The organism is Streptomyces sp. V4I23 (genome assembly GCF_030817975.1).
Taxonomy (GTDB): Bacteria; Actinomycetota; Actinomycetes; order Streptomycetales; family Streptomycetaceae; genus Streptomyces.
The window spans coordinates 4,355,057-4,380,484 of record NZ_JAUSZW010000004.1; the positions used below are offsets into that span (position 1 = coordinate 4,355,057).

Genomic DNA, 25,428 nt, shown 5'->3' on the forward strand with positions numbered 1-25,428 from the left:
GGGCATGCCCGGGCCGGCGTGCTGTCGGCCCGGGCGTTTTCATGCTTCGGGTAGCTGGGGGGTGCGGGCCAGTACACCGTGGCCCCGGGTAGGGGTGTGCGGGCCCAGGGTGTGGGGGTTGATGCTGAGCGCCTCGGCGAGCTTGGGTGCGAGTTCGGATGACAGCCAGTCCCATTCGTCGTCGTCGCCGGCCTCCGCGCGGCACTGGACCTCGAAGGGCAGGGGCTCGCCGATGGTGAGTTCCTCGTCGTCGGGCTCGCCGGTGAAGGCGGCCCGGCGGACGACGTGGCCGTTCTCGGCGACGAGCCAGGCGGAGCCGTCCGACTGTGCGCCGTAGTAGTACGCCTGGGCCTTGCCGAAGCGGGTGCTGAGCTGCTCGCAGAGGGCGGGCATGTCGTCCTCGGTGGGGTCGCACCAGGCTCCTACGACGAGGGTCCAGCCGTCGAGTTCGGGGGTGACGAAGACTCGGTCGTAGCCGTGGTCCGGGTCGTGGGCGTCGTCGTCGACGGCTTGGACGGCGTCCGAGAAGCCGGTCGGGCGCGGGTCCGTGAGGTCCATCGCGTCGAGTACGGCCGCCTGGTCGCCGGTGGGGAGCGCCAGCCAGTGCAGCCAGCAGGCGGTGATGGGGGCGGGGGCGTCGGTGGGCATCAGTGGCGGCCCGAGATCTTGTCGGCGAGGCGTGCCAGGGGGTCCGTCGTGGGCGTGTGGGTGGTGGATTCGCGGCGGTCCGCCGCGCGGTAGGCGGCGTAGAGGGTGTGGACGCCGAGCCAGCGCAGGGGTTCCGGTTCCCAGTTGCGGACCTTGTGGTTGACCCAGGGCAGGGAGGTCAGGTCGGTGGGGCCGGACTGGCCCGAGTCCTGCTGGATGAGGTCGCGCAGGGTGCGGGCGGCGAGGTTGGCGGTGGCGACGCCCGAGCCGACGTAGCCGCCGGCCCAGCCGAGGCCGGTGGAGCGGTCGAGGGTGACGGTGGCGCACCAGTCGCGGGGGACGCCGAGGACGCCGGACCAGGCGTGGGCGATGCCGGTGCCGGCGAGCTGGGGGAAGAAGCGGATGAGGATCTCGCGCAGGGCGTCGATGGTGGCGGGCTGGGTGCGTCCGTCGTTGTCGGTCCTGGAGCCGTAGCGGTAGGGGACGCCGCGGCCGCCGATGGCGATGCGGTCGTCGGCGGTGCGCTGGGCGTACATGTAGGCGTGGGCCATGTCGCCGAGGGTTTCGCGTCCCGCCCAGCCGATCTCGGACCAGACGTGCTCGGGCAGGGGGTCCGTGACGATCACCGAGGAGTTCATGGGGAGCCAGGTGCGGCGGCGTCCCTTGAGGGAGGCGGTGAAGCCCTCGGTGCAGCGCAGGATGTAGGGGGCGCGGACGGTGCCGTACGGGGTGACGGCGTGCTTGGGCCTGATCTCGGTGACGGGGGTGGACTCGTGGAGGATGACGCCGAGGGCTTCGACGGCGGTGGCGAGGCCCTTGACCAGTTTGGCGGGGTGGAGGCGGGCGCCGTGCGGGGTCCAGGTGGAGGCGACGGCACCGGTGATGTGGATGCGTTCGGCGGTTTCGCGGGCGCCGAGCAGGAGGCGGTCTTTTTCGCCGAAGGCGATGTCGACGGCGTGGAAGGCTTTGAGCCGGGCGAGTTGGGCGGGGGTGTGGGCGATCTCGAGGACGCCGCCCTTGTGGATGTCGGCGTCGATGCCCTCTTCGCCGGTGACGCGGATGACTTCGTCGACGGTGTCGTTCATGGCCTGCTGGAGGCGGACGGCGGCGTCGTGGCCGTGCAGGCGGGCGTAGCTGTCGCGTCCGGCGATGCCGTTGTAGAGCCAGCCGCCGTTGCGTCCGGAGGCGCCGTAGCCGCAGAACTTGGCTTCGAGGACGGTGATGTTGAGGAAGGGGACGGCCTTCTTGAGGTAGTAGGCGGTCCACAGGCCGGTGTATCCGCCGCCGACGATGCAGATGTCGGTGGTGGTGTCGCCGGGCAGGGGTTCGCGGGGGGTGGGGGTGCCGTCCTGTGCGTACCAGAACGATATGCCGCCGTTGACGGTGCTCATGTCGATTGCTGCTTCCCTGCCGGTGGACGCGTTCGTGTGGCGGGAATTTACTGCTCCGGGCGGGGTTTCGCGACGTACGATCGCGGCGTGATCGACATTCCGGACGAGCTGGTCGCTTCGCTGCTGTCGTACGGGGAGGAGTCGGGGAGGGCGCTCGTCGCGGCGCTGCCCGGGCGGGCGGAGGCCTTTCTCGACGGGTGGGGGCTGCGGATCGACGGGCCGTCGATGTACGGCGGGGTCTCGCTGGTGCTGCCTGTGGTGCGGGGGGACGGTTCGCGGGCGGTGCTGAAGCTGCAGCAGCGTGACGAGGAGACCGAGGGCGAGTGGCTGGCGCTGCGTACGTGGGCCGGTGACGGGGTGGCGCGGCTGTTGGAGTGTGACGCGGACACGGGGACGCTGCTGTTGGAGAGGGTGGCTCCGGGGCGGCATCTGTCGACGGTGGCGGACGACCGGGTGGCGACGGAGGTGCTGGCCGGGTTGTTGGCGCGGTTGTCGTCGGTGGCGGCGCCCGAGGGGCTGCGCAGGCTGGGGGACGTGGCGGCGCGGATGCTGGCGCAGGTGACGGACGCGGTGTGGGAGCTGGCGGAGGAGGACGAGCGGCGGCTGTTGCGGGACTGTGCGGCGGCGGTGCGGGAGGTGGCGGGGGAGCCGGGTGACCGGCTTCTGCACTGGGACCTGCACTTCGACAACATCCTGGCGGCTGAGCGTGAGCCGTGGCTGGCGATCGATCCGAAGCCGCTCGCGGGGGATCCGGGGTTCGAGTTGCTGCCGGCGCTGTGGAACCGGTTCGACGAGGACGCTGTGCTGTGGCGTTTCGACCTGTTGACGGAGGTGCTGGGGCTGGACCGTGAGCGGGCGCGTGCGTGGACGCTGGGTCGGTTGCTGCAGAACGGGCTGTGGGAGATCGGGGACGGGGAGTGCGAGCTCGACGAGCGCCAGGTGTTCATCGCTCGGACGCTGCTGGCACGGTAGGCGGCCGTCGGGGCAGGCTGTGCCCATGATTCGTACTGCTGTACCCGACGACGTGCCCGTGATCCACGAGATGGTCCGGGAGCTCGCGGCATACGAGAAGGCTCTGCACGAGGCGAAGGCGACCGAGGAGCAGTTGCGGGAGGCGCTGTTCGGGGAGCGTCCGGCGGCGTTCGCGCACATCGCGGAGACGGACGCGGGCGAGGTGGCCGGGTTCGCGCTGTGGTTCTTGAACTTCTCGACGTGGCGCGGGGTGCACGGGATCTATCTGGAGGACCTGTACGTCCGGCCGCAGGTGCGGGGCGGGGGTCATGGGAAGGCGCTGCTGACGGAGCTGGCGCGGATCTGTGTGGCGCGTGGCTACGAGCGCCTGGAGTGGTCGGTGCTGAACTGGAACGCCCCGTCGATCAGTTTCTACGAGTCGCTGGGTGCGAAGCCGCAGGACGAGTGGACGGTGTACCGGCTGACGGACGGGGCGCTCGCGAGTCTGGGGTCGTAGGGCGGGCCCGTGGGGGTTATGGGACGAGGACGACCTTGCCGACGGTGCCGCGGGTTTCGAGGGCGCGGTGGGCCGCGGCGGCCTGGGCGAGGGGGAAGCGGGTGACGGCGGGCCGCAGCCGGCCGGCCGCGGCTTCGGCGAGGGCGCGGGTCTCGAGTGCGCGCAGGCCGCCGGCCTTTTCGAGCATGGCGGCGCCGAGGACGCCCTCGGAGGTGATGCCGCGTTCGGCGAGTTCCTCGTCGGTGAAGAGGGGGGCGGCGTCGGTCGTGATGCCCTGGCTGGACCAGCCGAAGACGATGTGCCGTCCGCCCTTGCCGAGGAAGCCGGCGGCGGCGCGGGCGGTGTCCCCGCCGACGGAGTCGTAGAGGACGGTGGCGCGGTGGTCGCCGAGGTGGGCGCGGACCGTGTCGGGCCAGTCGGCGAGCAGGTAGTCGACGGCGAGGTCGGCGCCGTCGGCGCGGACGCGGGCGGTCTTGTCGGGGCCGCCGGCGAGGCCGATGACGGCGGCGCCTGCGTTCTTGGCGTACTGGACGATGAGGGTGCCGATGCCGCCGGCCGCGGCGGGGACGATGACGGTGTCCGCGGGGCCGAGGTCGGTGAACTGGAGGATGCCGAGCGCGGTGCGGCCGGTGCCGATCATGGCGACGGCCTCGGCCTCGTCGAGGCCGTCGGGGATCTCGTGGAGGCGGTCGGCGCCGGTGACGGCGAGTTCGGCGTAGCCGCCGGGGTTCATGCCGAGGTGGGCGACGACGCGCTTGCCGAGCCAGGTGTCGTCGGTGCCGGCGCCGATCCGGTCGACGGTTCCGGCGACCTCGCGGCCGGGCACGGTGGGGAGCTCGACCGGGGCCGGGTAGGGGCCCTGGGCGCCCTCGCGCAGGGCCGCGTCGAGGAGGTGCACGCCGGCGGCTGCGACGGCGATCCGTACCTGGCCGGGGCCGGGTACGGGGTCGGCGACGCTTTCGTGGGTGAGGTTCTCGGCGGGGCCGAAGGCGTGGAGGCGGACGGCGTGCATGGTGGGCTCCCTCGTTGTCGGTTGCGGGACCCACTCTTCAACCTCAACTTTGCTTGAGGTCAAGGGATGTTCGTGTCCCCGCGTACTTGATGGCGCGCAGGGCGAGCGAAACCGCTTCGATCCCGCTGTTGAACGCCACTTCGGACAGGAGTCCGGGGGCGGCCACCTGGTCGCCGGCGAGGTAGACGCCGTCGCCGCGGTCGATGGCGGGCCGGTCGCGCCAGGTTGCGCCGGGCAGGTCCACGGCTCCGGTCCGGCCGTTGGCCAGCGCCTCGCGGCGCCACACGGTGCGCTCGCGCCAGCCGGGGAAGCCGAGGTCGAGGAGGGCTTCGGCGTGGGCGACGCCGTCGGCCCTGGACTTGTCGGGGGCGATCGGGAGCTGGCCCTGGATGAGCGACTGTCCCTTGGGGGCGAGCGACGGGTCCTGGGCGGTGAAGCGTTCCAGCCAGCCGGGGGCGTCGAGGTCGGAGACGACGAACGGGTCGCCGCGCCGGGCACGCAGCGCCAGGTCGACGAGGGTGGTGCGGCCGCTGGTCCAGCGCAGGGTGTCGTCGCCGAGGAGCCGTCGCGCGGCGTCGAGGGAGGTGGCGACGATCACGGGGCCGTGGCGCTCGGGCAGGGCGTCGACGCGGGAGGTGGTCTCGATGCGTACGCCGAGGTCCCAGGCGCGCGCCGCCATGCGGTCGATGACCTGGCCCCAGCCGCCGCGGGGGTAGTGGGCCTCGGGGGGCAGGGCGGTGGCCCGGCGGAGCCGTTCCTGGACGAAGGCGGCGGAGAGCGATCCGGGGTCGTGGTGGAAGAGGGCGACGCCCATGAAGTGGGCGGCGGCGCGGGCGCCGGACTCGCCGGCGACGCCGGTGGCCCAGGTCATGAAGTCGGTGTCCACAGGGGCGGCTTCGGTGGGGCGGCGCGCGATCCTGAGCAGGGCGAGTGGCGGGGTCCTGCGGAGTGCGCCGCCGCGGCGGAAGCGGAAGCGGGCGCCTTCGAGGGGCGGGAGCGCGGCCATGGGGCCGAGCAGGCCGCGCTGCTTCAGCCAGGTCCAGTGGGGGCCGCGGTTGTAGAGGGCGTGCGGACCGTCGTTGGTGCGGTAGGGGCCCTCCGCGGTGCGGGCCCGGCCGCCGAGCGTGTGGTGCGCCTCGTACAGGGCCACGCGGGCACCGGACTCGGCGGCGGTGATGGCGGCGGTGAGGCCGGCGAATCCGCCGCCGACGATCGTGATCTCCTGCATGGCTGTCTCTCCCCGGGTGGCTCGGTCCGTTCTCACGGATGCGACGGATCCGGTGCCGCGATGTGTGACATCGCCGCGGCCCGAGGGCGTTGTCAGTGGCACACGGCACCATGGGGACCATGGCGAAGGCGCGTGGGACGAAGGTGGCTGCGGCTCGGGTGGCGGAGGTGCGGTTGCCGCCGCTGGAGAGGTTCGGGGGCGGCGCGCTGGAGCCGGACGGGGACTACGACGGGGTGGAGTTCGCCGGGCTGGATCTCGGCGGGCAGCGGGGTGCGGGGGCGCGGTTCATCGACTGCGCGCTGCGGGAGTGCGCGCTGGACGGCACGGAGCTGGCCGGGGCCCGTTTCGTGGACTGCGTGCTGGAGGGCGTACGGGGCGTGGGGACGGACCTGGCGGGGGCGTCGCTGAGGGACGTGGAGGTGAGGGACGCGCGGCTGGGCGGGGCGCAGCTGCACGGGGCGGTGCTGACGGGAGTGGTGGTGCGGGGAGGGAAGATCGACTTTCTGAATCTGCGGGAGGCGAAGCTGACGGACGTGGTGTTCGAGGGCTGTGTGCTGGTGGAGGCGGATTTCGCGGGGGCGAGGCTCGAGAGGGTGGAGTTCCGGGACTGCGCGCTGCGGCAGGTGGACTTCGGCGCGGTGCTCATGAACGACGTCGACCTGCGGGGGGCGGCGGAGCTGGACATCGCGCGGGGCGTGGAGCGGCTCGCGGGCGCGGTGATCAGTCCGGCGCAACTGCTGGAGCTGGCTCCGGCGTTGGCGGCGCAGGTCGGCGTGCGGGTGGAGTAAGCGGGGCGCAGGGGGCCGGGGGAGGCGGCGGTCGGGGGCACCGCCGGACCCGGGGAAGCGGTCCGGTGCGGACCGGTGGGCCCGGGCTACTGGGTGCGGGGGAAGCGGGACTGGAGGTCCCAGATCGCGGGGTTGTCGGCGAGACCCTCGTGCATGTCCGTCAGGTCGGCGATCAGGTCGTGGAGGAAGTCGCGGGCCTCGCGGCGCAGTTCGGCGTGGCTGAAGGTGAGGGGCGGCTCGTCGCCGGGCATCCAGTCGGCCTCGACGTCGACCCAGCCGAAGCGCCGCTCGAAGAGCATGCGGTCGGTGGACTCGGTGAAGTCGAGCTCGGCGTGCTGGGGCCGTGCGGCGCGGCTGCCGAGCGGGTCGCGGTCGAGCTGCTCGACGATGTCGCACAGCGCCCACGCGAAGTCCAGCACGGGCACCCATCCCCAGGCTGTGGACACCTCCCGGTCCGCCTTGGTGTCGGCGAGGTAGACGTCGCCGCAGAACAGGTCGTGACGCAGCGCGTGGACGTCCGCGCGCCGGTAGTCGGTCTGCGGGGGGTCGGGGAAGCGGCGCGAGAGGGAGTAGCCGATGTCGAGCACGTAGGTGATGGTGTCATGGGACCTGGAGAAAACGTCACCGCACGCGTATTCGAGTGAACGGCGTCCGGCTCCGGCCGGCGGCACGGCCGGCGCGGGGAGTGTCGCGCTGAGCGAAGCAGGCCACTGCGGCCTCACGGCAGCAGCCGCTGCTCCTTCGCCACCGCCACCGCTCCCGCCCGCGTGTCCACGCCGAGCTTGGCGTAGATACGGCCCAGGTGCGTCTTCACCGTCGCCTCGCTGATGAACAGCGCGCGGGCGATCTCGCGGTTGCCGAGACCGCGGGCGAGCTGGCCGAGGATGTCCCGTTCCCGTTCCGTCAGGGTCGGTCCGGCAGCGCCCCGCATCCGGTCCATCACGCGGCCGGCGACCGGTGCCGACAGCGCGGTGCGGCCCTCGGCCGCCGCGCGGATCGCGGCGAACAGTTCCTCCGGCCGTTCCGCCTTGAGCAGATATCCGGTCGCCCCGGCCTCGATGGCGCGGGTGATGTCCGCGTCCGTGTCGTACGTCGTCAGCACCAGCACATGCACGTCGGGCGAGGCGATGCGCCGCGTCGCCTCCACCCCGTCGATGCCCGCACCGAGCTGAAGATCCATCAGGACCACGTCCGGAGTCAGCTTGGCGGCCATCGCCACCGCCTCCTCGCCGCTGCCCGCCTCGCCGACGACCTCGATGTCGCCCTCGCTGCCGAGAAGGGCCAGCAGCCCCGCCCGTACGACGGCGTGGTCGTCGCAGAGCAGGATCCGTACGGTCATGACCCCTCCAGGGGAATCGCCGCCGAGAGCACCGTGCCCTCGCCCGGCGTGGACTCGACGGTCAGGGTGCCGCCGAGCTGGCGCACCCGTGCGCGTATCGCGGGCAGGCCGTGCCCTCGGACGACGGAGGGCGCGTCGGCCGCGGCGTCGGACACGTCTCCCGGATCGAAGCCCCGGCCGTCGTCGGCGACGTCGAGGACGACCTGGTCGTCCAGGTACGTCAGCGTCACCGCGGCGGTGGCGGCGCCGGCGTGCTCGCGTACGTTCGCCAGCGCGCCCTGCGCGATGCGCACCAGCGCCGACTGGACCCGGTCCGGCAGCGCGACCGGTGCGCCGTCGACCCGGAAGCCGGCCGACTCGCGGGCCGCGACCCTGCGCAGCGCCTCCTCCAGACTGCCGCCCTCGGCGAGGTCGGCGGGGGCCAGGTCGTGCACGAAGCGGCGGGCCTCGGCGAGATTGTGCTCGGCGATCGACTCTGCCGTACGGACATGGCGGCGCGCGGCCGAAGGGTCGGCGTCCCACGTGCGGTCGGCGGCCTGCAGCAGCATCTGCTGGCTCGACAGGCCCTGGGCGAGGGTGTCGTGGATCTCCATGGCCAGGCGCTGGCGCTCGGCGAGGGTGCCCTCGCGGCGTTCGGTGGCGGCCAGTTCGCGGCGGGTCCTGATCAGGTCGTCGATGAGGGTGCGCTGCCGGGTCACGAGCCGTTCGGCGTGGACGAAGACGGCGGTGGCGATCGCGGCGACGGCGGGCGGCGCGATGACCAGGTTGGGGTCGAACCCGCCGTGCGAGAGCTGGACCTGCGCCGTGACGACGAAGACGGTGAGCAGGACCACGAGCACGAGCGCGGCCCGCATCGGCAGCGTGCGCAGACCCGTGTAGAACAGCGGCACCGCGCACCAGGCGAAGCTCGGCGCGAGCACCACGAGCACCATCCACACGGTGACGACCGTGAACAGCCACGGCCGCACGAACCGGCGGGGTGTGGCGCGCGGCCCGAAGACCGGCCCGAGGACGTACAGCAGCGTCAGCGCGGCCGACAGGCCGATGATCCACGGGGAGCGGATCTCCCAGGGGTGGCGCAGCAGGTAGCGGGCGAGCGAGGCGCCGAGCAGCAGGAAGAACGCGGCGTGCATGACCCGCGCCAGCCACCGGGCGTCGGGGTCCTGCTCGTGCACGGCTCGCTCCTCGGGTCGGGCGCCGACCTGGTCGTGGTGCAGGTCGTAGGCATCCATCGTGACCCGGGCGGACCAGGGCGGCATCAGCCGATCGGTCGACATGCCCGTCGTCCGTCACGGGTCGCAGGGGCAGCCGGACCGTGGACCGTGCGGAGCCGGGGGCGGCCGGAGGATCGATGGCGGAGCGAGAACCCAGCCCGTACCTCCCAAGGAGCCATCCCGTGAAGAAGATCCTCATCGGTGCGGCCACCGCCGCCGTCGTCGCCGCCGGTATGTTCGGCGCGGTCTCCGCCAGCGCGTCGGCCCCGGCCGCCGAGACCCGGGCCGCGGTCACGGCCGACGCCTCGGACCGCAACCTGCAGCAGTCCACGCACCTGACCGTCGAGGCCGCGACGAAGGCGGCGCAGGCGACGCTGCAGGCGGCGGAGAAGGAGAACCAGCGCGTCACGGTCGCCGTCGTCGACCGCGACGGCAACACGATCGTCACCCTCCGCGGCGACGGAGCGGGCCCGCAGTCGTACGAGTCCGCCGAGCGCAAGGCGTACACCGCGGTGTCGTGGAACGCGCCGACCTCCGAGCTGGTGAAGCGCCTGGAGCAGGCGCCGAACCTGAAGGACATCCCGGGCACGCTGTTCCTCGCGGGCGGCGCCCCCGTCACCGCCGGCGGCGCCCCGATCGCGGGCATCGGTGTGGCGGGTGCGCCGAGCGGGGCGCTGGACGAGAAGTTCGCGCAGGCGGGGGTGGCGGCGCTGGGGCGCTGACGCTGACCCGGGTGAGGGCGGCGGGGGCATGGCCCCGGGGTCCGTGGCGGGCCCCGGCCCCAGCGCGCGCGGCGTGACTGCGCCTGTCCGTGCGGCGCGCTTGCCGGGGCGCTGCCCCGGACCCCGCGCCTCAGACGCCGCGGGGCTGGATATGTGGCGATGCCCCAGCGCCCGGACCCGCGCCCGGGTCTGGAGTTGCCCCCGCCGCAGCCCTCCGGGCCCCAGCCCCGGACGCCGGGCCTCAAGCGCCGGCGGGGTTGGATATGCCCCCCGGCCCCAGCCTTAGAGGTGGAGATGCCCCAGCGGCCGGATCCCGCGCCTCAGACGCCGGCGGGGCTGGAGGCTCCCCCCGCCTAGGATCAGGGGGTGGAACCGCGTGCTGCTGTCCGGATCGTCGTCGCCCTCGGCGTGCTCGTCCTCGCGGGCTGTACGGCCGGGTCCGTGGGGGTGCGGGGGGAGCCGGGGGCCGCCGGGGTGCGGGATCCGTACTTTCCGCGGCTCGGCAACGGCGGTTACGACGTCCAGCACTACGACCTCGCCCTCGACTACGACCCCGCCACCGGCCGCCTCGACGGCACCGCCGAGATCACCGCGCGGGCCACGCAGGACCTCAGCGCCTTCCATCTAGACCTGCACGGCCTGACCGTCGAGAGCGCCACGGTCGACGGGCGGCGCGCGGCGGCCAACCGGGCCGGGGACGAGCTGACCGTACGGCCGCGCCGGGACATCGGCGACGGCTCCCGTTTTCGTACGGTCATCCGCTACTCCGGCGTCCCGCGGACCGTCACGGACTCCGACGACGCCCACGAGGGCTGGCTCAGGTCACCGGCCGGGGCGCTCGCGGTCGGCGAGCCGTCCGGCTCGACGGCGTGGTTCCCCGGCAACCACCACCCGTCCGACAAGGCCACCTACGACATCGCCGTCACCGTGCCCAAGGGCGTCCAGGCCGTCTCCAACGGAGAACGGGCCGGCGAGCGCACCGCCGGCGGACGCACCACCCACAGCTGGCACTCGGCCGAGCCGATGGCCAGTTACCTCGCGATCCTCGCCGTCGGCGACCTGCGGGTGACGACGTCGCGCACGCCCTCCGGGCTGCCGGTCGTCACCGCTGTCGACCCGAAGGCCGCGAAGGCGAGCGCGGACCTGCTCGGCGAACTCCCCGACTACGTCGACTGGTGCGCCCGGCACTTCGGCCCGTACCCCTTCGCGTCGGCCGGTGCGATCGTCGTGCCGAGCGAGCGGATCGGCTACGCGCTGGAGACGCAGACCAGGCCCGTCTTCCCGCTGGACCAGTTCGACGGGACGACCCTGGTGCACGAGCTGGCGCACCAGTGGTTCGGCAACTCCGTCTCGCCCGAGTCCTGGCGGGACATCTGGCTCAACGAGAGCTTCGCCACGTACGCGGAGTGGATGTGGCGGGAGGACTTCGAGGACGTCCCGGTCGAGGACAGCTTCGAGGCGGCGTACGAGGACGACGAGAACTGGGCCTTCCCACCCGCCGAACCCCCGGGCCCCGACGAGCTGTTCGCGTCGCCGGTGTACGGCCGGGGCGCGATGGTCCTGCACCAGGTGCGCGAGGCGGTCGGCGACGACGCCTTCTTCCGGATCGTGCGCGGCTGGGCGGCGGAGCACCGCCACGGCAACGCCTCCACCGACGACTTCACCGCGTACGCCGAGGAGCGGTCGGGCAAGGACCTCACCGAGGTGTGGGACGTGTGGCTGTACGGGGACGGGCGGCCGGAAGCCCCGTGAAGGGGAAGGGCCCCGGCCGGAGCGGTCGGGGCCCTCGCCGGTCGGACGGCCGGGTCAGATGTTGACGCCGAAGTCGCGGGCGATGCCCTCGAGGCCCGAGGCGTAACCCTGGCCGACCGCGCGGAACTTCCACTCCGCGCCGTTGCGGTACAGCTCGCCGAAGACCATGGCGGTCTCGACGGCGGCGTCCTCGCTCAGGTCGTAGCGGGCGATCTCGGCGCCGCCGGCCTGGTTGACGATGCGGATGTAGGCGTTGCGCACCTGGCCGAAGTTCTGCGAGCGGGAGACCGCGTCGTAGATGGAGACCGGGAAGACGATCTTGTCGACGTCGGCGGGCAGAGCCGCCAGGTTGACGTTGATCTGCTCGTCGTCGCCGCCGCCCTCGCCGGTGCGGTTGTCACCGGTGTGGACGATGGTCTGGTCCGGCGTCGACTTGTTGTTGAAGAAGACGAAGTGGGCGTCGGAGGCGACCTTTCCCGCGGGGTTGACCCCGATGGCGGAGGCGTCGAGGTCGAAGTCGGTGCCGGTGGTGGTGCGGACGTCCCAGCCGAGGCCGACCGTGACGGCGGTCAGGCCCGGTGCCTCCTTGGTGAGCGAGACGTTGCCGCCCTTGGACAGGCTTACTGCCATTGGGAAGTCCCCTTTGTTCGAGTGTGCGGGCTTCGGGTCCTTGCGAAGCTACCGTCATCCGTCATAACGCGGGCAGGGGACCGGCAGGTTCCGTCCGCCGGCGGAAATGCCGGGGAACGCCGGGGAACGGCAGGGGGCGCGGGGAAAAGCGGATGACGGGCTCCGCACGGCGCGGGACCATGGGTGTCATGTCCGGGCCCTACATCATCCGTGGTTCGGTCTCCCTGCCGGAGGCCGAGCTCCTGTGGCGTTTCTCGCGCTCCTCGGGGCCGGGCGGCCAGCACGTCAACACCAGTGACTCCCAGGTCGAGTTGCGCTTCGACCTGGCGAGGACGGAGGCGCTGCCGCCGGTGTGGAAGGCGCGGGCGCTGGAGCGGCTCGCGGGCCGGCTGGTGGGCGGGGTGATCGCCGTACGCGCTTCGGAGCACCGTTCCCAGTGGCGCAACCGAGAGGCGGCGGCCGTGCGGCTGGCGGCGCTCCTGGCGGAGGCGACGGCACCGCCGCCGAGGCCGCGGCGGGCGACGAAGATCCCGCGCGGCATCAACGAGCGGAGGCTGCGGGAGAAGAAGCAGCGGGCGGAGACGAAGCGGGGGCGCTCGGGCCGCGACTGGTCGTGACCCCGGGGGGTGCCCGGTATCAGGCCAAGTTGCGGTAGCGGCCCTTGAAATACGTCAGCGGGCCGGAGTGGGAGCCCGCCCCCAGCCCCACCCTCAGGACGCGGCCGATCACCAGCGTGTGGTCGCCCGCCTCCACCCGTTGTTCCGTACGGCATTCCAGCGTCGCGAGCGCCCCCGTGATCAGCGGTGCCCCGCACACCTCGCCCCGCTCGTAGGCCAGGCCCTCGAACAGCAGCCGGTCGCTGACCCGGCCCTTCATCGCGAAGCGGCCCGCGACCTGGCGCTGGCTCTCGGCGAGCAGCGAGACGCCCCACAGGGGCTGTTCCGCCAGCAGGTCGTCCATGCGGGAGCCGTTGCGCAGGCTCACCATCACCAGGGGCGGGTCCAGGGAGACCGACAGGAACGCCGTCGCGGTCATGCCCACGTCCTCGCCGCGCGGGCCGTCGTCGGCGTCGTGCGCGGTGACCAGCACCACACCGGCGGCCAGGCGGGACATGGCGGCGCGGAACTCCTCGTTGCTCACCCCCTCAGCATGGGGGATGGCGGCGGCAGCGGTGGAAGGGGTCGTCTGGAGCACACCTGGAACGCTAGTCTCGGCCCTCCCGCACCCGCATCGGGCCAGGGAACCAGCCGGGGCCTAGGACCATGGGTCCAGCCGACGGGGCCGCACCACAGATGGTTGTGTGTTCAAGAAAGCGAGGGTGTGCCCATGGCGGACCCATCCGACCCTTCATCCTCTGATGTGACTTGAGTCACAGAGACCGGTATTTGTTGACCCTCTGTACCGGCGGGGCAGCTCGCTGTGATTCAGTGGCTCGGATACCGCAACAAGTACGCCAATCAGAACCCTGGAGTTTTGCTGTCGAAGTCTCGGGGAGAGCGAGCGATGGAGACCGAGTCGGAGCCCTACGTCCGTCTTGCGACCCTGCGGCAGCTGCACCAGGTGGTCGCCGACCTCAACACGGCCCGCAGCCTGGCCGACACCCTGCAGACCGTCGCCGACGGCGTCGTGGCCGGACTCGGATACGAGCTGGCGTGCGTCAATCTCGTACGCCCCGACGGTGATCTCGTCGTCGCCGCCTTCTCCGGCAGCGCCGCGGCCGAGGCCCTGATCACTGGCCGCGTCGGCTCCCGCGAGTCCTGGGAGCGGCGGCTGTCGATGGGCGAGGCGTGGGGCGAGCTCCGCTTCATCCCGCACACCGAGGGCTGGGTCCTGATCGAGGACGACGTCCCGCAGTGGCACACCGAGGGCCCCGAGCCCCGCTTCGAGGACGAGTGGCACCCCCAGGACCGGCTCTACGCGCCCATGTGGGCGTCGGGCGGCGGGCGCGAGCTGCTCGGCGTGATCTCCGTGGACCGGCCCCGCAACGGGCGCAGGCCCGGCGCCTGGGGCCAGGAGGCCCTCCAGATGTACGCGTCGCAGGCCGCGATCGCGATCAGCAACGCCCGGCTGCGCGCCAACATGCAGCGCGCCCTGGTCCGCCTGGAGCGCGAACAGCAGGCGCTGCGGGCCAGCGAGGAATCCTTCCGGCAGGCGTTCGAGTACGCGCCGAGCGGGATGGCCATCGCCGAGATGGGCGGGGACCAGCACGGGCGGCTGCTGCGGACCAACGACGCCCTGTGCCGGCTGCTGGGCCGGCCCGCCTCCGCGATGCGGCGCTACTCGTTCGCGGACCTCGTCCACCCCGAGGACGTCGGCACGCTGCTGCGGACCTCCGCCGAGGGCGGCCGCGCCGAGATCAGGCTGGGGCGCAGGGACGGCACGTATGTATGGGTGTCGCTGCGCAACTCGGTGGTCGCCGACACCGCCGACGGGCCGCGCTTCCTGCTCACCCACGTCGAGGACATCGAGGACCGCAAGCGCCACGAGCTCCAGCTCGCGCACCGGGCCTCGCACGACGCGCTCACCGGACTGCCGAACAGCGCCGAGCTGCGGGCGCGCCTGAGCGCGCGGCTCTGCGAGCGGCCGCACGCGGCGCCGTACGCGAGCGACATCCAGTCGCTGGACGCGGCGTACGAGGGCGACGGCGGCTTCGGCGCGGACGGCTTCGACTTCGGGGCGGTCGGCGGCCGGCCGTACGACCACCATGTGCACACCGTCGCCCCCGACGACGAGATCGACGACGGCACGAAGGGCCTCGCGGTGCTCTTCTGCGACCTGGACGGCTTCAAGTCGATCAACGACCGGTTCGGACACCAGACCGGTGACGCGGTGCTGGTCGAGGTCGCGCGCCGGCTCACCACCGGCGTACGGGACGGGGACACGGTCGCGCGGCTCGGCGGTGACGAGTTCGTCGTGCTCGCCGACGGCCTCGGCGCGGCGGACGCCGCGGATCTGGCCGTACGGCTGCGGAACGCGATCATCCTGCCGATCAGGGTCGGCGGCCGCGGGGTGCGTGTCGGGGCGAGCTTCGGAATCGGCTGGGCGAGCTGCGGGATGTCCGTGGAGGAGGTCCTGCAGTCCGCCGATCAGCGGATGTACGTCGAGAAGCGGTCCCGCGCCAAGGTGCACCGCCGGGCCGGATGAGGCGCAGGCCACCCCTTGCGACCACTGCGACCGGGTAGGCTCGCCGCGTCGGCGATGTGCTGACGAGATGGTGAGGAGTGACCGGTATGACGGCCGCGAACAACGGCGCGAGCACGCCCGAGGACGACGACCCGTTCGGCTACCTGTACGAGGACGGGCAGGCCGCGGGCGCCACGCCGCCGGGGCAGGGTCGCGGCTACGGCTACCCCGGTCCCGCCCCGCAGCCAGGCGTCCCGCGGACCTCGTACAACCAGGTGCGCACGGTCGGCGAACGCCGCCAGTACGCCCAGCCGCCCGCCCAGGGGTTCCCGCAGCAGAACTACAGCCCCCAGCAGGGTTACGGCCAGCAGCCGACCGCCGCGTACGCCGCACCGGAGACGTACCCCGGCGGTGCGCAGACCCGGCAGACCCCGGTGCCGCCCCCGCAGGGCCGCGGCCGCGGTCCCAATACCCGGGGCCTGCTCATCGGCGCCATCGCGGTCGTCGCGGTCGTCGTGATCGGCATCGGCGCGGCGCTGCTGACGAGCGGCGACGAGAAGAACGACGCGGGCGGCGACCCCGGCGCGAGCACGAGCCCGACGGCGGCGGACTCGGTCAAGCCGAGCGACGGTCCTTCGGACAAGCCCGAGGAGCCGGTCGAGCTCCCGAAGCAGGACGCGGCGTCGTTGAAGCTGGGCAGCCCGGCGACCGCTGCGAACACCGTGCCGGGCGCCAAGGGCACCGGCGGCGGCTATGTGATGTTCAACGGCCCGGGCGGCTCGGCGAGCTGGTCCGTCGAGGTGCCCGAGGCGGGCGCTTACACCATGTACCTGACCTACAGCGTGCCGGGCAAGGACGCCAAGACCTCGCTCACGATCAATGGTCAGACGCCCCGCGAGATCAACATGGCGAACTTCTCCAAGGCCGCTGAGGGTGACTGGGCGAAGGGTTGGACCAACACCTACGTCTTCGTGAACCTCGACAAGGGCAAGAACGACCTCAAGATCTCCTGCGAGCCGGGCAACCAGTGTGAGGCGTACCTCGACCAGGTGTGGCTGGAGGCGGGCCAGAAGGGCTGAGCCCCAAATCCGTCACCGTCCCGGCCGTCGCCTCGCGATGTGCCGGGACGAGGTGTTCGCGGGCGGCGGCTCACGCCGTGGCGGCGGGTTCCGTCACCGTGATCTGCGGCAGGAGTTTCTCGTACGCCGCGGCGTCGTACTCGCCCGCCGCGGGGGCCAGCACCGTGGCCGCCGACAGGGCGACCGCTCGGGCCAGGCGATCGGGCCACGGGAGCCCTTCGACCAGGCCGGACAGCAGACCTGCCACGGCGGAGTCGCCCGCGCCGGTCGGATTGCCCCGGACCGCCGTGGGCGGGGACGCCTGCCAGATGCCGTCGGGGGTGGCCGCGACCAGGCCGTCGGGGCCGAGCGAGCCGACCACCGCGTGCGCGCCGCGGCGGCGGGCGTCGCGGGTGGCGCGCAGCGGTTCGCGGGAGCCGGTGAGCTGGGCGAGCTCGTCGGCGTTCGGCTTGATCAGGTCGGGGCGGGCGGCGATGCCGCGCCGCAGCGGTTCGCCGCTGGTGTCGAGGAGGACGGGCACGCCGGCGGCACGGGCACGGCGGACCAGTTCGGCGTAGGCGCCGACATGGATGCCCGGAGGCAGGCTGCCGCAGAGCGCGACCGCGTCGGCCTCGGCGAGGAGGGATGCGTACGCGGCGAGGAAGGCGGACCATTCCTCGGGCGTGACGGTCGGGCCCGGCTCGTTGAGCTGCGTGGTGTCGCCGCTCGCGTCGTCGACGACGGCGATGGTGCGGCGGGTGGTGCCCGCGACGGGGACGAACGCGTCGCGTGGGGCGAGCGGCGCGAGCATCTCGCGCAGCACGGCGCCGGTGTGCCCGCCGGCGAAGCCGGTGACGACGGTCTCGTGGCCCAGCGCGCTGAGCACGCGGGCGACGTTGACCCCCTTGCCGCCGGGGCGTTCGCGGACCTCGGCGACGCGGTGCGTGGTGTGCGGGGTGAGGGCGGCGATCTTGTACGTGATGTCCAGGGCGGCGTTGAGTGTGACCGTAAGGATCACTCGTCTGCACCCCCGGATAGCGCGTCTGCCGTACTCGTACGGGTCCTGATCATGCCAAACGGAAGGCGGTTGGCCCAAGACCTGGTGACCAACCGCCTTGCCGGGGTTTGCGTAGAAATCACACCACTTGTGGTGCAACCACCCATTCACCACGGCGCATCACGCCCTTGAGCGTGAACTCCTCGTCGAGGACGACCAGGTCCGCGTACTTGCCGGGCTCCAACGAGCCGACCTCGTCGTACACGCCGAGCAGCTTCGCCGGGTTGGCCGAGATGGCGGTCACGACGTCCGCGACCGCGATGCGGTCGACGGTGACGGCCCGCTTGAACGCCGTGTCCAGGGTGAGCGTGGAACCGGCGATCGAGTCGCCCTCCACGAGCCGCGCGACGCCCTCCTTGACCTCGACCTCCAGCGGTCCGAGCTGGTAGCGGCCGTCGCCGAAGCCCGCCGCGTCCATCGCGTCGGTGATGAACGCGACCCGGCCGGCGCCCGCGCTGCGGAAGGCGAGCTCCAGGGCCGCCGGGTGCAGGTGTGTGCCGTCGTTGATGAGCTCGACGGTGACCCGCTCGTCCTCGAGCAGCGCGGCGATCGGTCCGGGCGCGCGGTGGCCGAGCGCGGGCATGGCGTTGAACAGGTGCGTGGCGACGGTGGCGCCGGCGCCGATCGCCTCACGGGTCTGGTCGTACGTGGCGTCCGTGTGCCCGATCGCCGCGATGACGCCGTGCTCGGCCAGCAGCCGTACGGAGTCGATGCCGCCCGGCAGTTCGGTGGCGAGCGTCATCATCCTCGCGGTGCCGCGCGCCGCGTCGACCAGCTTGCGGACCTCGGCCGGGTCGGGGTCGCGCAGCAGCGCCTCGCTGTGGGCGCCCTTGCGGCAGGGCGAGATGAACGGGCCCTCGAAGTGGATGCCGGCGAGGTCGCCCTGTTCGACGAGCTCGGACAGGAAACCGGCGCGGTGCGCGAGGAAGTCCATGTCGCCGGTGACGGTGGAGGCGACCAGGGTGGTCGTGCCGTGGTGCCGGTGCGTCTGCACGCCCTGGAGCACCTCGTCGGCGGTGCCGGACGTGAAGGAGGCTCCGCCGCCGCCGTGGTTGTGGAGGTCCACGAAGCCGGGGACGATCCAGTGCCCGGACAGGTCGAGCGCGGGGGCGTCGCCGGGTGCGGACGCGGCGATCCTCGTGCCCTCGACGGCGATCCGGCCGTTCTCCACGGTCCCGGTCGGCAGCACCACACGGGCTCCGGCGAGAACGGTGCTCGTGGTGCTTCCGGTGCTGGCGGCCATCAGGCGGTTACCTCCGTGAGTAGATCCCAGGCGAGCAGTCCTGCGCCCAGGCATCCGGCGGTGTCCCCGAGGGCCGCCGGGACGATGTCGGGCAGCTGCTGGAACGTGACGCGTTCCTCGACGGCCGCCCGCAGCGGTGTGAACAAGGTTTCCCCGGCCTCGGCGAGGCCGCCACCGATGATCAGCGTGCGGGGGTCCAGCAGGGTGAGCGCGGTGACGAGCCCGTCGGCGAGCGCGTCCACGGCGTCCTGCCAGACCCGCAGGGCCGCCGGGTCGCCGGACTCTACGGCTTTGGCGCAGTCGGCGGCGTCGGCGCCCGGGTCGCCGGAGGCGGCCGCCCAGGCGCGGGTGACGGCGGAGGCGGAGGCGAGGGTCTCCAGGCAGCCTCGCTGGCCGCAGCCGCACTCGGGGCCGCCGGGCCGGACGACGACGTGGCCGATCTCGCCCGCGCAGCCGTGCGCGCCGGCCTCGATGGTCCCGTCGATGCCGATGGCGCCGGCGATGCCGGTGCCGAGCGGGACGAAGAGGAACCGGTCGGCGCCGCGGCCCGCTCCGATCCGGCCCTCGGCGAGGCCGCCGGTGCGGACGTCGTGGCCGAGGGCGACGGGCACGCCGTCGAGCCGCTCGGCGAGCAGGTCACGGAGGGGGACGTCGCGCCAGCCGAGGTTGGCGGCGTAGACGGCGATGCCGCGTTCGGCGTCGACGATGCCGGGCACGGCGAGTCCGGCGGCCTCGGCCGGGCGGCCGAGGTGCGCGAGTCCGTGGGCGCGGAGGTCCGCCGCGAAGTCGAGGATGGACGCGACGACGGCGTCGGCTCCCCGGTCCCGCCCGGTGGCGCGCCGCGCCTCGTACAGCAGTGTCCCGTCCGCCCCGACCAGGGCGGCCTTCATTCCGGTGCCGCCCACATCGAGGGCGATGACGTGTCTCACGAAGACAGTGTGGCGCGTGGACCGGGAACAGGTCTAGTCCAGTAGAGGGGATTGTTGTCAAGCCATACAAAACCGTGAGTCGTGAGGGGCCGCGCCCTGGCGGGACGTTGTGAAAGCGATACCGGCAATGGTGTAGACCTCATGAGCGAACGTGGAAGAATCGATGCTCGTCTCGCAGGGCGTCACTGGGGACCGACCGGGGCAAATCGACAACTGGCAGCAGAGGGTGGGGGAGTGCCGTGAAGCGGCCCTTCAGAGGTCTGACCGCGGCAGTCGCCGCACTCGGCATGACGGTCGCGCTGAGCGGCTGCGGCAACGAATCCGACCACGTCACCCTCAAGCTGGTGGCCGCCGACTACGACGTCGCCGGCGGCGAGAGCAGCAAGACCTACTGGGCCGACCTCACGGCCGCGTTCGAGGCCGAGAACCCCGGCATCGAGGTCGAGGTCCAGATCGAGTCCTGGAACGACGTCGACCGCAAGGTCGCCGAGATGGTCGAGGCCGGACAGGCCCCCGACATCGCGCAGATCGGCTCCTACGCCGACTACGCGGCCGCCGACAAGCTCTGGTCCGCGGACCAGCTGCTCTCCATCCCCGTGCAGTCCAACTTCCTCGGCCCGCTCACCGCGGCGGGCGAGCAGAAGCGCACCCAGTACGGACTGCCCTTCGTCGCCTCGACCCGGCTGCTCTTCTACAACAAGAAGCTGTTCGCCGAGGCCGGCGTCGAGGACGAGCCGAAGACCTGGGCCGACCTGGAGGAGGCCGCCCGGAAGCTGAAGGCCGGCACCGGCGCCACCTACCCCTTCGCCCTGCCGCTCGGGCCCGAGGAGGCCCAGGCCGAGACGATGATGTGGCTGCTCAGCGGCGGCGACGGCTATACGGACCCGGTCGACAAGTACACGATCGACTCGCAGCGCAACGTCGAGACCTTCCAGTGGCTGAAGGACCACCTCGTCGAGGAGGGCCTGACCGGTCCGGTCGCGCCCGGGAAGCTCAACCGCAAGGACGCCTTCGCGGCGTTCACGCGGGGCGAGGTCGGCATGCTCAACGGCCACCCCTCCCTCATGCAGGCCGCCGAGAAGAAGGGCATCGAGGTCGGCAAGGTCGCCCTGCCGGGCCGGCACGGCGAGGCCAAGGCGTCGATGGGCGTCGCCGACTGGATCATGGGCTTCAAGGAGAACGGGCACCGCAAGGAGATCGGCACGTTCCTCGACTTCGTCTTCACCGACAAGAATGTCCTGGACTTCGCCGACCAGAACGACCTGCTCCCCGTGACCGTCTCCGCCTCCGAGGCGATGGAGCTGGACCCGGCGCACAAGGACCTGAGGGCGTTCCTGCAGGAGCTGCCCGGTTCCGTGCTCCCGCCCGTCGGCAAGACGTCGTGGGCCGCGGTCAGCGAGAGCATCAAGAAGAACATCGGCAAGGCGGTCGAGCCGGGCGGCAGCCCCGCGAGCGTCCTCGGCCGCATCGCCCGCGAGGCCGATGCGGCGGAAGCCGCGGAATAGCCGCGCCCGGGCTGGGTGAGCGGGCACCGATGTCCCCGAGGGTGTCCCCGTGCGCCTCCTCGCGGCGATAGGTTGGAGCGTATGACCGACGAGCCCACGCTGACCGAGCGTGAGCGCGCCGTCCTAGGGGTGGAGCGACGGTCCTGGGCCGGGCCCGGGGCCAAGGAGCGGGCGATCAGGGAGCAGCTGGGGATGTCCCCGGTGCGCTACTACCAGCTCCTCAACGCCCTCCTCGACGACCCGCGCGCCCTCGCCCACGACCCTGTCACCGTCAACCGGCTTCGCCGTGTGAGGGACGCCAGGAGAACTCGCCGATAAGGTCGGATGCATGGGCAGCTCCCCGTACGCACACACTCTGCCGACGCCGTCCACCCCCGCAGGCCGCGACGGGCTCGCGGCACTGCTCGACCGGCCCGCCGGGGCCGTCGTGGCCCTCGATTTCGACGGCACCCTCGCCGAGATCGTGCCCGACCCCGAGCAGGCGCGCGCCCACCCCGCCGCCGTACCGGCGCTGGCCGCCCTCGCCCCGAAGATCGCGTCCGTCGCGGTGATCACGGGCCGGCCCGCCGGGGTCGCCGTGCGCTACGGAGGCTTCGCGGGCGTCGAGGGCCTCGATCACCTGGTGGTTCTCGGGCACTACGGCGCCGAGCGCTGGGACGCCCTCACCGGGACCGTGAACGCGCCCGCGCCGCACCCCGGTGTCGCCGCCGCGCGTGCGGAGCTGCCCGGCTTCCTCGACGGCCACGGTGCCTGGCACGGCACGTGGATCGAGGAGAAGGGCCGGGCCGTCGCGGTGCACACGCGCCGCGCGGAGGATCCGCAGGGCGCCTACGAGGCCCTGCGCGAACCGCTCGCAGCGCTCGCCTCCCGCCACGGCCTGATCCTGGAGCCGGGCCGCATGGTCCTGGAACTGCGCCCGCCGGGCATGGACAAGGGCGTCGCGCTCGCGGAGTACGTGCGGGAGGTGGGCGCCACGGCCGTGCTCTACGCCGGGGACGACCTGGGCGACCTGCCGGCGTACGGCGCGGTCGAGAAGCTGCGGTCGGACGGGGTGCCGGGACTGCTGGTGTGCAGCGGCACCGAGGTCACGGAACTGGCGTCCCGCGCGGATCTGGTGGTGCCGGGGCCGGGGGCCGTGGCGTCGCTGCTGGCGGCGCTGTCGGAACGGGTCTAGCCCTGCGGGCTGCGTTTCCCCACCCCGCCCCTTCCCGTAACCGGGGGCGCTGCCCCCGGACCCGCTCCCTACGCCCTGCGGGCGTGGGGGGACCCCCAGCGCCTCAAGCGCCGGCGGGGCTGGATTTCGCTGCGCGAAATCAGCCGGTCTGGGGGCACCTCCCACGGCCGCCAGGCCGTAGGGGGAGGGCGGAGTGGGGAAACGGCCCCGCGCAGCGGCCACGACCCCCGGGCGTCATGCCCGCAGGGCCTCCAGCTGGTCCAGGAACCAGCGCCGCGGCGGCAGCGACGTCGCCGCCGCCGACAGGCGCTTCGTGCGCTCCGCCCGTTCGGCGTCCGGCATCGTCAGCGCCGCGTGCAGCGCCTCCGCCGTGCCGGTCACGTCGTAGGGGTTGACCGTGATCGCGTCCTCGCCCAGGTCCCAGTACGCCCCCGCCTCCCGGGACAGCACCAGCGCGCACCCCGCGTCCGAGACGACCGGGACCTCCTTGGCGACCAGGTTCATGCCGTCCCGGATGGGGTTGACGAGGGCGACGTCGGCCAGCCGGTACGCGGCGAGCGAGCGGGCGAAGTCGTCCTTGACGTGGACGACGACCGGGGTCCAGCCCGCGGTGCCGTACCGCTCGTTGATCTCGGCGGCGATCCGGGAGACCTCGGCCGTGTAGTCCCGGTAGACCGCGAGGTCCTGCCGCGACGGGTAGGCGAGCGCGATGTGGACGACCCGCTCGCGCCACTCGGGGCGGGTCTCCAGCAGCTCCCGGTACGCCAGCAGACCGCGCACGATGTTCTTGGACAGCTCGGTCCGGTCGACGCGCACGATCGTCCTGCGGCCCTCGCCCACCTGCTCGCGCAGCTGCGCCATCTGTTCCGCCACGTCCGGCCGGTGCGCCCGCTCGCGCAGGAAGCCCGCGTCGGCGCCGAGCCCGTGGACCCCGATCTCCGTCGTGCCGGTGCCGCCGGTGACCCGCTCGCAGCACGCGGCGAACGCGTCCGCCCACCGCTGCGTCAGGAAGCCCAGCCGGTCCGCGCCCAGCATCCCCCGCAGCAGCTCCTCGGCGACGTCGTCCGGCAGCAGCCCGAAGTAGTCCGGGGGCGCCCACGGCGTGTGCGTGAAGTGGCCGATCCGCAGGTCGGGGCGCATCTGGCGCAGCATCCCCGGCACCAGCGCGAGGTGGTAGTCCTGCACGAGGACCGCCGCGCCCTGTGCCGCGTCGGCGGCCAGCGCCTCGGCGAAGGCGCGGTTGTAGGCCCGGTAGGCGTCCCACTGCCGACGGAACTCCCGGTCGAAGACCGGCTCCAGCGGAGTCTGGTAGAGCATGTGGTGCACGAACCACAGCACCGAGTTCGCGATGCCGTTGTACGCGTCGGAGTGGATGGCCGGATCGATGTCGAGCATCCTGACGCCCGGCTCGCTCACCCCGCGCCGCACGGCCTCGCGGTCGCCGTCGCCGAGGGCGGCGCACACCCACAGCGACTGCGCGTCGGAGCCGATCGCGGAGAGGCCGGAGACGAGGCCGCCTCCGCCGCGGCGGGCGTCGAGCCCGCCCTTGCCGTCCGGTGAGTAGGAGACCGGGCCGCGGTTGGAGGCGACGAGGATCTGAGCAGCGTCGGTGACCATGTGGCGAACCTAGCCCGTCCCGTATGGCCTCAAACGTGCGTGCGGCCGCGCCGCGGGTCAGTGTCACGTTTCCGGCCACGGGCGGCCGCGACGGCGACCACGCCCGCCGCGGTCAGGCTGAGTGCGACCCCGCCGAGCAGCCACAGCTGCTCGGCGGTGGAACCGGTGCGGGCCGGCTCACCGGTGTACCGCGGCCCCTCGGCGGCCAGGGCCGGCGCCGTGCCCTGGATCCCGCGCATGACGTCCATGAAGTCGGTGAGGTCCATGAGGTTCATACATAGGAAAGTTAGACAAAAGGGACGGAGGTCCCGGCTTATGCCGCGCGACGCGCCGCGTACTCACCGATCTCGCGCATAGGCGGCCGCTCCTCGGTGTCCACCGGGTGGTCCCGGGGCTCGAATCCGTGCTCGCCGCGCACGAACTGGGTGAGCTCGGGCCGCACCAAATGGCCGCGGGCCAGCCTCAGTTGCGCCGTGCGGTAGATCGTCGCCGCCATCCGGCCAAGGGCCTGCCCGTCCTGGTGGCGGTGCCTGCGCGTGCCCACGTCGACCTGTGCGAGCGCGTCGAGTCCCACCAGGTTGAGGGCGTCCACCAGCAGGCCCAGCTCCACTCCGTAACCGACCGGGAACGGCAGTTGCTCCAGCAGGGAGCGCCGGGCCGCGTACTCGCCGCCCAGCGGCTGGACGAAACCGGCCAGTTGCGGCCAGTGCAGATTCAGCAGCGGCCGCGCCACCAGCTCCGTCACCCGGCCTCCCTGAGCGGGGGCGGAGCCGAGCGGGCGGTCGTACATCGCCTTGACGAACTGCACTTCGGGGTCGGTCAGCAGCGGCCCGACGATCCCGACGACGAAGTCCGGGGAGAACTCGCGCAGGTCCGCGTCGACGAAGCACACGATGTCACCAGTGGTCACCATCAGTGACCGCCAGAGCACATCGCCCTTGCCCGGCACCGCCGGTATGCGCGGCAGGACGGCGTCCCGGTGGACCACCCGCGCGCCCGCCGCGGCGGCCACCTCGGCCGTGCGGTCGCTCGACGCCGAGTCGATCACCACCAGTTCGTCGACCAGCGGAACGGGGCCCGACATCAGCGCGTCGCGTATCGAGGAGACGATCTCCCCGACCGTCTCCTCCTCGTTCAGGGCCGGCAGCACCACGCTCACCGTGGTGTTCTTCTTGGCGGCCAGCAGCCGGCCGAGAGGGCGGTCGGCCACCGACCAGGACCGTCGGGCGAGCCAGCGCTCCACCTCATCCAGCACGTGATCTCCATCTCGCGGATCGGACGACCATCTCAAGCGTCCAGGGGTTCGGTTACAGTCTTGAACAACGCGCATGACCGCCGCATGTCGGGGTCACCGCGCCGACAACCGAATACCGCTCATCCAGAGGGGCAGAGGGACACGGCCCGTTGAAGCCCCGGCAACCCTCCAGCCGATCTCTGCGCACATCGCGCGAGGCTCACGGCTAGGGAAGGTGCCAATTCCGTCTCGCGGCGAGATGCGCCGCGGGGAAGATGAGGAGAAAGGGCCTCGCC

26 protein-coding genes and 1 riboswitch are annotated in these 25,428 nt (G+C 72.7%); of the genes, 11 read left to right on the plus strand and 15 right to left on the minus strand.

Annotation, left to right across the window (positions count from 1 at the left end):
- Positions 1-39: 39 nt before the first annotated feature.
- Positions 40-648 carry a hypothetical protein gene (locus tag QFZ82_RS22105; RefSeq protein WP_307714795.1) on the minus strand — a complete coding sequence of 203 codons (609 nt, stop codon included), beginning with the start codon at positions 646-648 and terminating at the stop codon, positions 40-42.
- A complete protein-coding gene (locus tag QFZ82_RS22110; protein WP_307714797.1) occupies positions 648-2,039 on the minus strand; it encodes an FAD-binding oxidoreductase in 1,392 nt (463 codons plus the stop codon). Before QFZ82_RS22110 ends, QFZ82_RS22105 begins: the two co-directional genes overlap by 1 nt.
- 87 nt (positions 2,040-2,126) lie before the next feature.
- Here QFZ82_RS22110 and QFZ82_RS22115 point away from each other — a divergent pair, with 87 nt between their 5' ends.
- Complete coding sequence (locus QFZ82_RS22115; RefSeq protein ID WP_307714798.1) at positions 2,127-3,011, plus strand: aminoglycoside phosphotransferase family protein; 885 nt, start codon at positions 2,127-2,129, stop codon at positions 3,009-3,011.
- Positions 3,012-3,036: 25 nt separating this feature from the next.
- Positions 3,037-3,507 (plus strand): GNAT family N-acetyltransferase, encoded by a 471-nt coding sequence (locus QFZ82_RS22120; protein WP_307714799.1) that lies wholly within the window; start codon positions 3,037-3,039, stop codon positions 3,505-3,507.
- Positions 3,508-3,523: 16 nt separating this feature from the next.
- Here the strand turns inward: QFZ82_RS22120 and QFZ82_RS22125 are convergent, their stop codons facing one another.
- Together QFZ82_RS22125 and QFZ82_RS22130 are read right to left on the minus strand one after the other, a co-directional pair.
- Complete coding sequence (locus QFZ82_RS22125; protein WP_307714800.1) at positions 3,524-4,519, minus strand: zinc-binding dehydrogenase; 996 nt, start codon at positions 4,517-4,519, stop codon at positions 3,524-3,526.
- A gap of 43 nt (positions 4,520-4,562) precedes the next feature.
- A complete protein-coding gene (locus QFZ82_RS22130) occupies positions 4,563-5,747 on the minus strand; it encodes an FAD-dependent oxidoreductase (protein WP_307714801.1) in 1,185 nt (394 codons plus the stop codon).
- A 143-nt stretch (positions 5,748-5,890) separates the two neighbouring features.
- Between QFZ82_RS22130 and QFZ82_RS22135 the strand changes: the two genes are divergently transcribed.
- Positions 5,891-6,535 carry a pentapeptide repeat-containing protein gene (locus tag QFZ82_RS22135; protein WP_307717801.1) on the plus strand — a complete coding sequence of 215 codons (645 nt, stop codon included), beginning with the start codon at positions 5,891-5,893 and terminating at the stop codon, positions 6,533-6,535.
- Positions 6,536-6,621: 86 nt separating this feature from the next.
- Here QFZ82_RS22135 and QFZ82_RS22140 read toward each other — a convergent pair whose 3' ends face one another.
- The 3 genes from QFZ82_RS22140 to QFZ82_RS22150 form a co-directional block, all read right to left on the minus strand.
- Positions 6,622-7,122, minus strand: coding sequence for a hypothetical protein (locus QFZ82_RS22140; protein WP_307714802.1), 501 nt, complete (start codon positions 7,120-7,122; stop codon positions 6,622-6,624).
- 131 nt (positions 7,123-7,253) lie between these two features.
- Positions 7,254-7,874, minus strand: coding sequence for a response regulator transcription factor (locus tag QFZ82_RS22145; protein ID WP_177150276.1), 621 nt, complete (start codon positions 7,872-7,874; stop codon positions 7,254-7,256).
- On the minus strand, positions 7,871-9,007 hold the full coding sequence (locus tag QFZ82_RS22150) for a sensor histidine kinase (protein ID WP_307717802.1): 1,137 nt from the start codon (positions 9,005-9,007) through the stop codon (positions 7,871-7,873). The genes QFZ82_RS22145 and QFZ82_RS22150 overlap by 4 nt, the downstream gene beginning before the upstream one ends.
- A gap of 314 nt (positions 9,008-9,321) precedes the next feature.
- Here QFZ82_RS22150 and QFZ82_RS22155 point away from each other — a divergent pair, with 314 nt between their 5' ends.
- Together QFZ82_RS22155 and QFZ82_RS22160 are read left to right on the plus strand one after the other, a co-directional pair.
- The gene (locus QFZ82_RS22155; RefSeq protein WP_373429435.1) at positions 9,322-9,810 is read left to right on the plus strand and encodes a heme-binding protein; all 489 of its coding nucleotides are present in this window, start codon (positions 9,322-9,324) and stop codon (positions 9,808-9,810) included.
- A gap of 366 nt (positions 9,811-10,176) precedes the next feature.
- On the plus strand, positions 10,177-11,562 hold the full coding sequence (locus QFZ82_RS22160; protein ID WP_307714804.1) for a M1 family metallopeptidase: 1,386 nt from the start codon (positions 10,177-10,179) through the stop codon (positions 11,560-11,562).
- A 54-nt stretch (positions 11,563-11,616) separates the two neighbouring features.
- On the opposite strand, the gene QFZ82_RS22165 is transcribed toward QFZ82_RS22160, so the two are convergent.
- Positions 11,617-12,192 (minus strand): TerD family protein, encoded by a 576-nt coding sequence (locus QFZ82_RS22165; RefSeq protein WP_177150279.1) that lies wholly within the window; start codon positions 12,190-12,192, stop codon positions 11,617-11,619.
- Between the two features lie 179 nt (positions 12,193-12,371).
- On the opposite strand from QFZ82_RS22165, the gene arfB reads away from it, so the two are divergent.
- Entirely contained in the window at positions 12,372-12,809 is a 438-nt protein-coding gene (arfB, locus tag QFZ82_RS22170; RefSeq protein WP_177150392.1) for an alternative ribosome rescue aminoacyl-tRNA hydrolase ArfB, read from the plus strand.
- Between the two features lie 19 nt (positions 12,810-12,828).
- Here the strand turns inward: arfB and QFZ82_RS22175 are convergent, their stop codons facing one another.
- Entirely contained in the window at positions 12,829-13,386 is a 558-nt protein-coding gene (locus tag QFZ82_RS22175) for a flavin reductase family protein (protein ID WP_373429310.1), read from the minus strand.
- 309 nt (positions 13,387-13,695) lie between these two features.
- Between QFZ82_RS22175 and cdgB the strand changes: the two genes are divergently transcribed.
- Entirely contained in the window at positions 13,696-15,336 is a 1,641-nt protein-coding gene (gene cdgB, locus QFZ82_RS22180; protein WP_307714806.1) for a diguanylate cyclase CdgB, read from the plus strand.
- Between the two features lie 86 nt (positions 15,337-15,422).
- The gene (locus QFZ82_RS22185) at positions 15,423-16,394 is read left to right on the plus strand and encodes a carbohydrate-binding protein (protein ID WP_307714807.1); all 972 of its coding nucleotides are present in this window, start codon (positions 15,423-15,425) and stop codon (positions 16,392-16,394) included.
- Positions 16,395-16,464: 70 nt separating this feature from the next.
- Here QFZ82_RS22185 and QFZ82_RS22190 read toward each other — a convergent pair whose 3' ends face one another.
- From QFZ82_RS22190 to QFZ82_RS22200, 3 genes are all read right to left on the minus strand, one after another.
- The gene (locus QFZ82_RS22190; protein WP_307714808.1) at positions 16,465-17,391 is read right to left on the minus strand and encodes a 1-phosphofructokinase family hexose kinase; all 927 of its coding nucleotides are present in this window, start codon (positions 17,389-17,391) and stop codon (positions 16,465-16,467) included.
- 118 nt (positions 17,392-17,509) lie between these two features.
- The gene (gene nagA / locus QFZ82_RS22195) at positions 17,510-18,673 is read right to left on the minus strand and encodes an N-acetylglucosamine-6-phosphate deacetylase (RefSeq protein ID WP_307714809.1); all 1,164 of its coding nucleotides are present in this window, start codon (positions 18,671-18,673) and stop codon (positions 17,510-17,512) included.
- Positions 18,673-19,602 (minus strand): ROK family protein, encoded by a 930-nt coding sequence (locus tag QFZ82_RS22200; protein ID WP_307714811.1) that lies wholly within the window; start codon positions 19,600-19,602, stop codon positions 18,673-18,675. Before QFZ82_RS22200 ends, nagA begins: the two co-directional genes overlap by 1 nt.
- Before the next feature lie 287 nt (positions 19,603-19,889).
- Between QFZ82_RS22200 and QFZ82_RS22205 the strand changes: the two genes are divergently transcribed.
- The 3 genes from QFZ82_RS22205 to otsB all read left to right on the plus strand — a co-directional run bounded on the left by QFZ82_RS22205 (position 19,890) and on the right by otsB (position 22,281).
- Entirely contained in the window at positions 19,890-21,107 is a 1,218-nt protein-coding gene (locus QFZ82_RS22205; protein WP_307717803.1) for an extracellular solute-binding protein, read from the plus strand.
- 81 nt (positions 21,108-21,188) lie between these two features.
- Positions 21,189-21,425, plus strand: coding sequence for a DUF3263 domain-containing protein (locus QFZ82_RS22210; RefSeq protein WP_307714812.1), 237 nt, complete (start codon positions 21,189-21,191; stop codon positions 21,423-21,425).
- A gap of 10 nt (positions 21,426-21,435) precedes the next feature.
- Positions 21,436-22,281, plus strand: coding sequence for a trehalose-phosphatase (gene otsB / locus QFZ82_RS22215; RefSeq protein WP_307714813.1), 846 nt, complete (start codon positions 21,436-21,438; stop codon positions 22,279-22,281).
- Between the two features lie 234 nt (positions 22,282-22,515).
- Here the strand turns inward: otsB and QFZ82_RS22220 are convergent, their stop codons facing one another.
- From QFZ82_RS22220 to QFZ82_RS22230, 3 genes are read right to left on the minus strand one after another with little or no spacing between them, the layout of a single operon-like run.
- Positions 22,516-23,898 carry a trehalose-6-phosphate synthase gene (locus tag QFZ82_RS22220; protein ID WP_307714814.1) on the minus strand — a complete coding sequence of 461 codons (1,383 nt, stop codon included), beginning with the start codon at positions 23,896-23,898 and terminating at the stop codon, positions 22,516-22,518.
- A 29-nt stretch (positions 23,899-23,927) separates the two neighbouring features.
- A complete protein-coding gene (locus QFZ82_RS22225) occupies positions 23,928-24,173 on the minus strand; it encodes a hypothetical protein (protein ID WP_307714815.1) in 246 nt (81 codons plus the stop codon).
- A 38-nt stretch (positions 24,174-24,211) separates the two neighbouring features.
- Positions 24,212-25,153, minus strand: coding sequence for a glucosyl-3-phosphoglycerate synthase (locus QFZ82_RS22230; protein ID WP_307714816.1), 942 nt, complete (start codon positions 25,151-25,153; stop codon positions 24,212-24,214).
- A gap of 116 nt (positions 25,154-25,269) precedes the next feature.
- Positions 25,270-25,414: riboswitch (SAM riboswitch) on the plus strand.
- The last annotated feature ends 14 nt before the right edge of the window (positions 25,415-25,428 follow it).

Coding starts and splice junctions, on each gene's coding strand:
- QFZ82_RS22120 (WP_307714799.1), top strand. CDS start 3,037: ATGATTCGTACTGCTGTACCCGACGACGTGCCCGTGATCCACGAGATG.
- QFZ82_RS22155 (WP_373429435.1), top strand. CDS start 9,322: ATGTTCGGCGCGGTCTCCGCCAGCGCGTCGGCCCCGGCCGCCGAGACC.
- QFZ82_RS22125 (WP_307714800.1), bottom strand. CDS start 4,519: ATGCACGCCGTCCGCCTCCACGCCTTCGGCCCCGCCGAGAACCTCACC.
- arfB (WP_177150392.1), top strand. CDS start 12,372: ATGGGTGTCATGTCCGGGCCCTACATCATCCGTGGTTCGGTCTCCCTG.
- otsB (WP_307714813.1), top strand. CDS start 21,436: ATGGGCAGCTCCCCGTACGCACACACTCTGCCGACGCCGTCCACCCCC.
- QFZ82_RS22185 (WP_307714807.1), top strand. CDS start 15,423: ATGACGGCCGCGAACAACGGCGCGAGCACGCCCGAGGACGACGACCCG.
- cdgB (WP_307714806.1), top strand. CDS start 13,696: ATGGAGACCGAGTCGGAGCCCTACGTCCGTCTTGCGACCCTGCGGCAG.
- QFZ82_RS22220 (WP_307714814.1), bottom strand. CDS start 23,898: ATGGTCACCGACGCTGCTCAGATCCTCGTCGCCTCCAACCGCGGCCCG.
- QFZ82_RS22210 (WP_307714812.1), top strand. CDS start 21,189: ATGACCGACGAGCCCACGCTGACCGAGCGTGAGCGCGCCGTCCTAGGG.
- QFZ82_RS22105 (WP_307714795.1), bottom strand. CDS start 648: ATGCCCACCGACGCCCCCGCCCCCATCACCGCCTGCTGGCTGCACTGG.
- QFZ82_RS22225 (WP_307714815.1), bottom strand. CDS start 24,173: ATGAACCTCATGGACCTCACCGACTTCATGGACGTCATGCGCGGGATC.
- nagA (WP_307714809.1), bottom strand. CDS start 18,673: ATGGCCGCCAGCACCGGAAGCACCACGAGCACCGTTCTCGCCGGAGCC.
- QFZ82_RS22150 (WP_307717802.1), bottom strand. CDS start 9,007: ATGCACGCCGCGTTCTTCCTGCTGCTCGGCGCCTCGCTCGCCCGCTAC.
- QFZ82_RS22205 (WP_307717803.1), top strand. CDS start 19,890: ATGACGGTCGCGCTGAGCGGCTGCGGCAACGAATCCGACCACGTCACC.
- QFZ82_RS22165 (WP_177150279.1), bottom strand. CDS start 12,192: ATGGCAGTAAGCCTGTCCAAGGGCGGCAACGTCTCGCTCACCAAGGAG.
- QFZ82_RS22130 (WP_307714801.1), bottom strand. CDS start 5,747: ATGCAGGAGATCACGATCGTCGGCGGCGGATTCGCCGGCCTCACCGCC.
- QFZ82_RS22145 (WP_177150276.1), bottom strand. CDS start 7,874: ATGACCGTACGGATCCTGCTCTGCGACGACCACGCCGTCGTACGGGCG.
- QFZ82_RS22110 (WP_307714797.1), bottom strand. CDS start 2,039: ATGAGCACCGTCAACGGCGGCATATCGTTCTGGTACGCACAGGACGGC.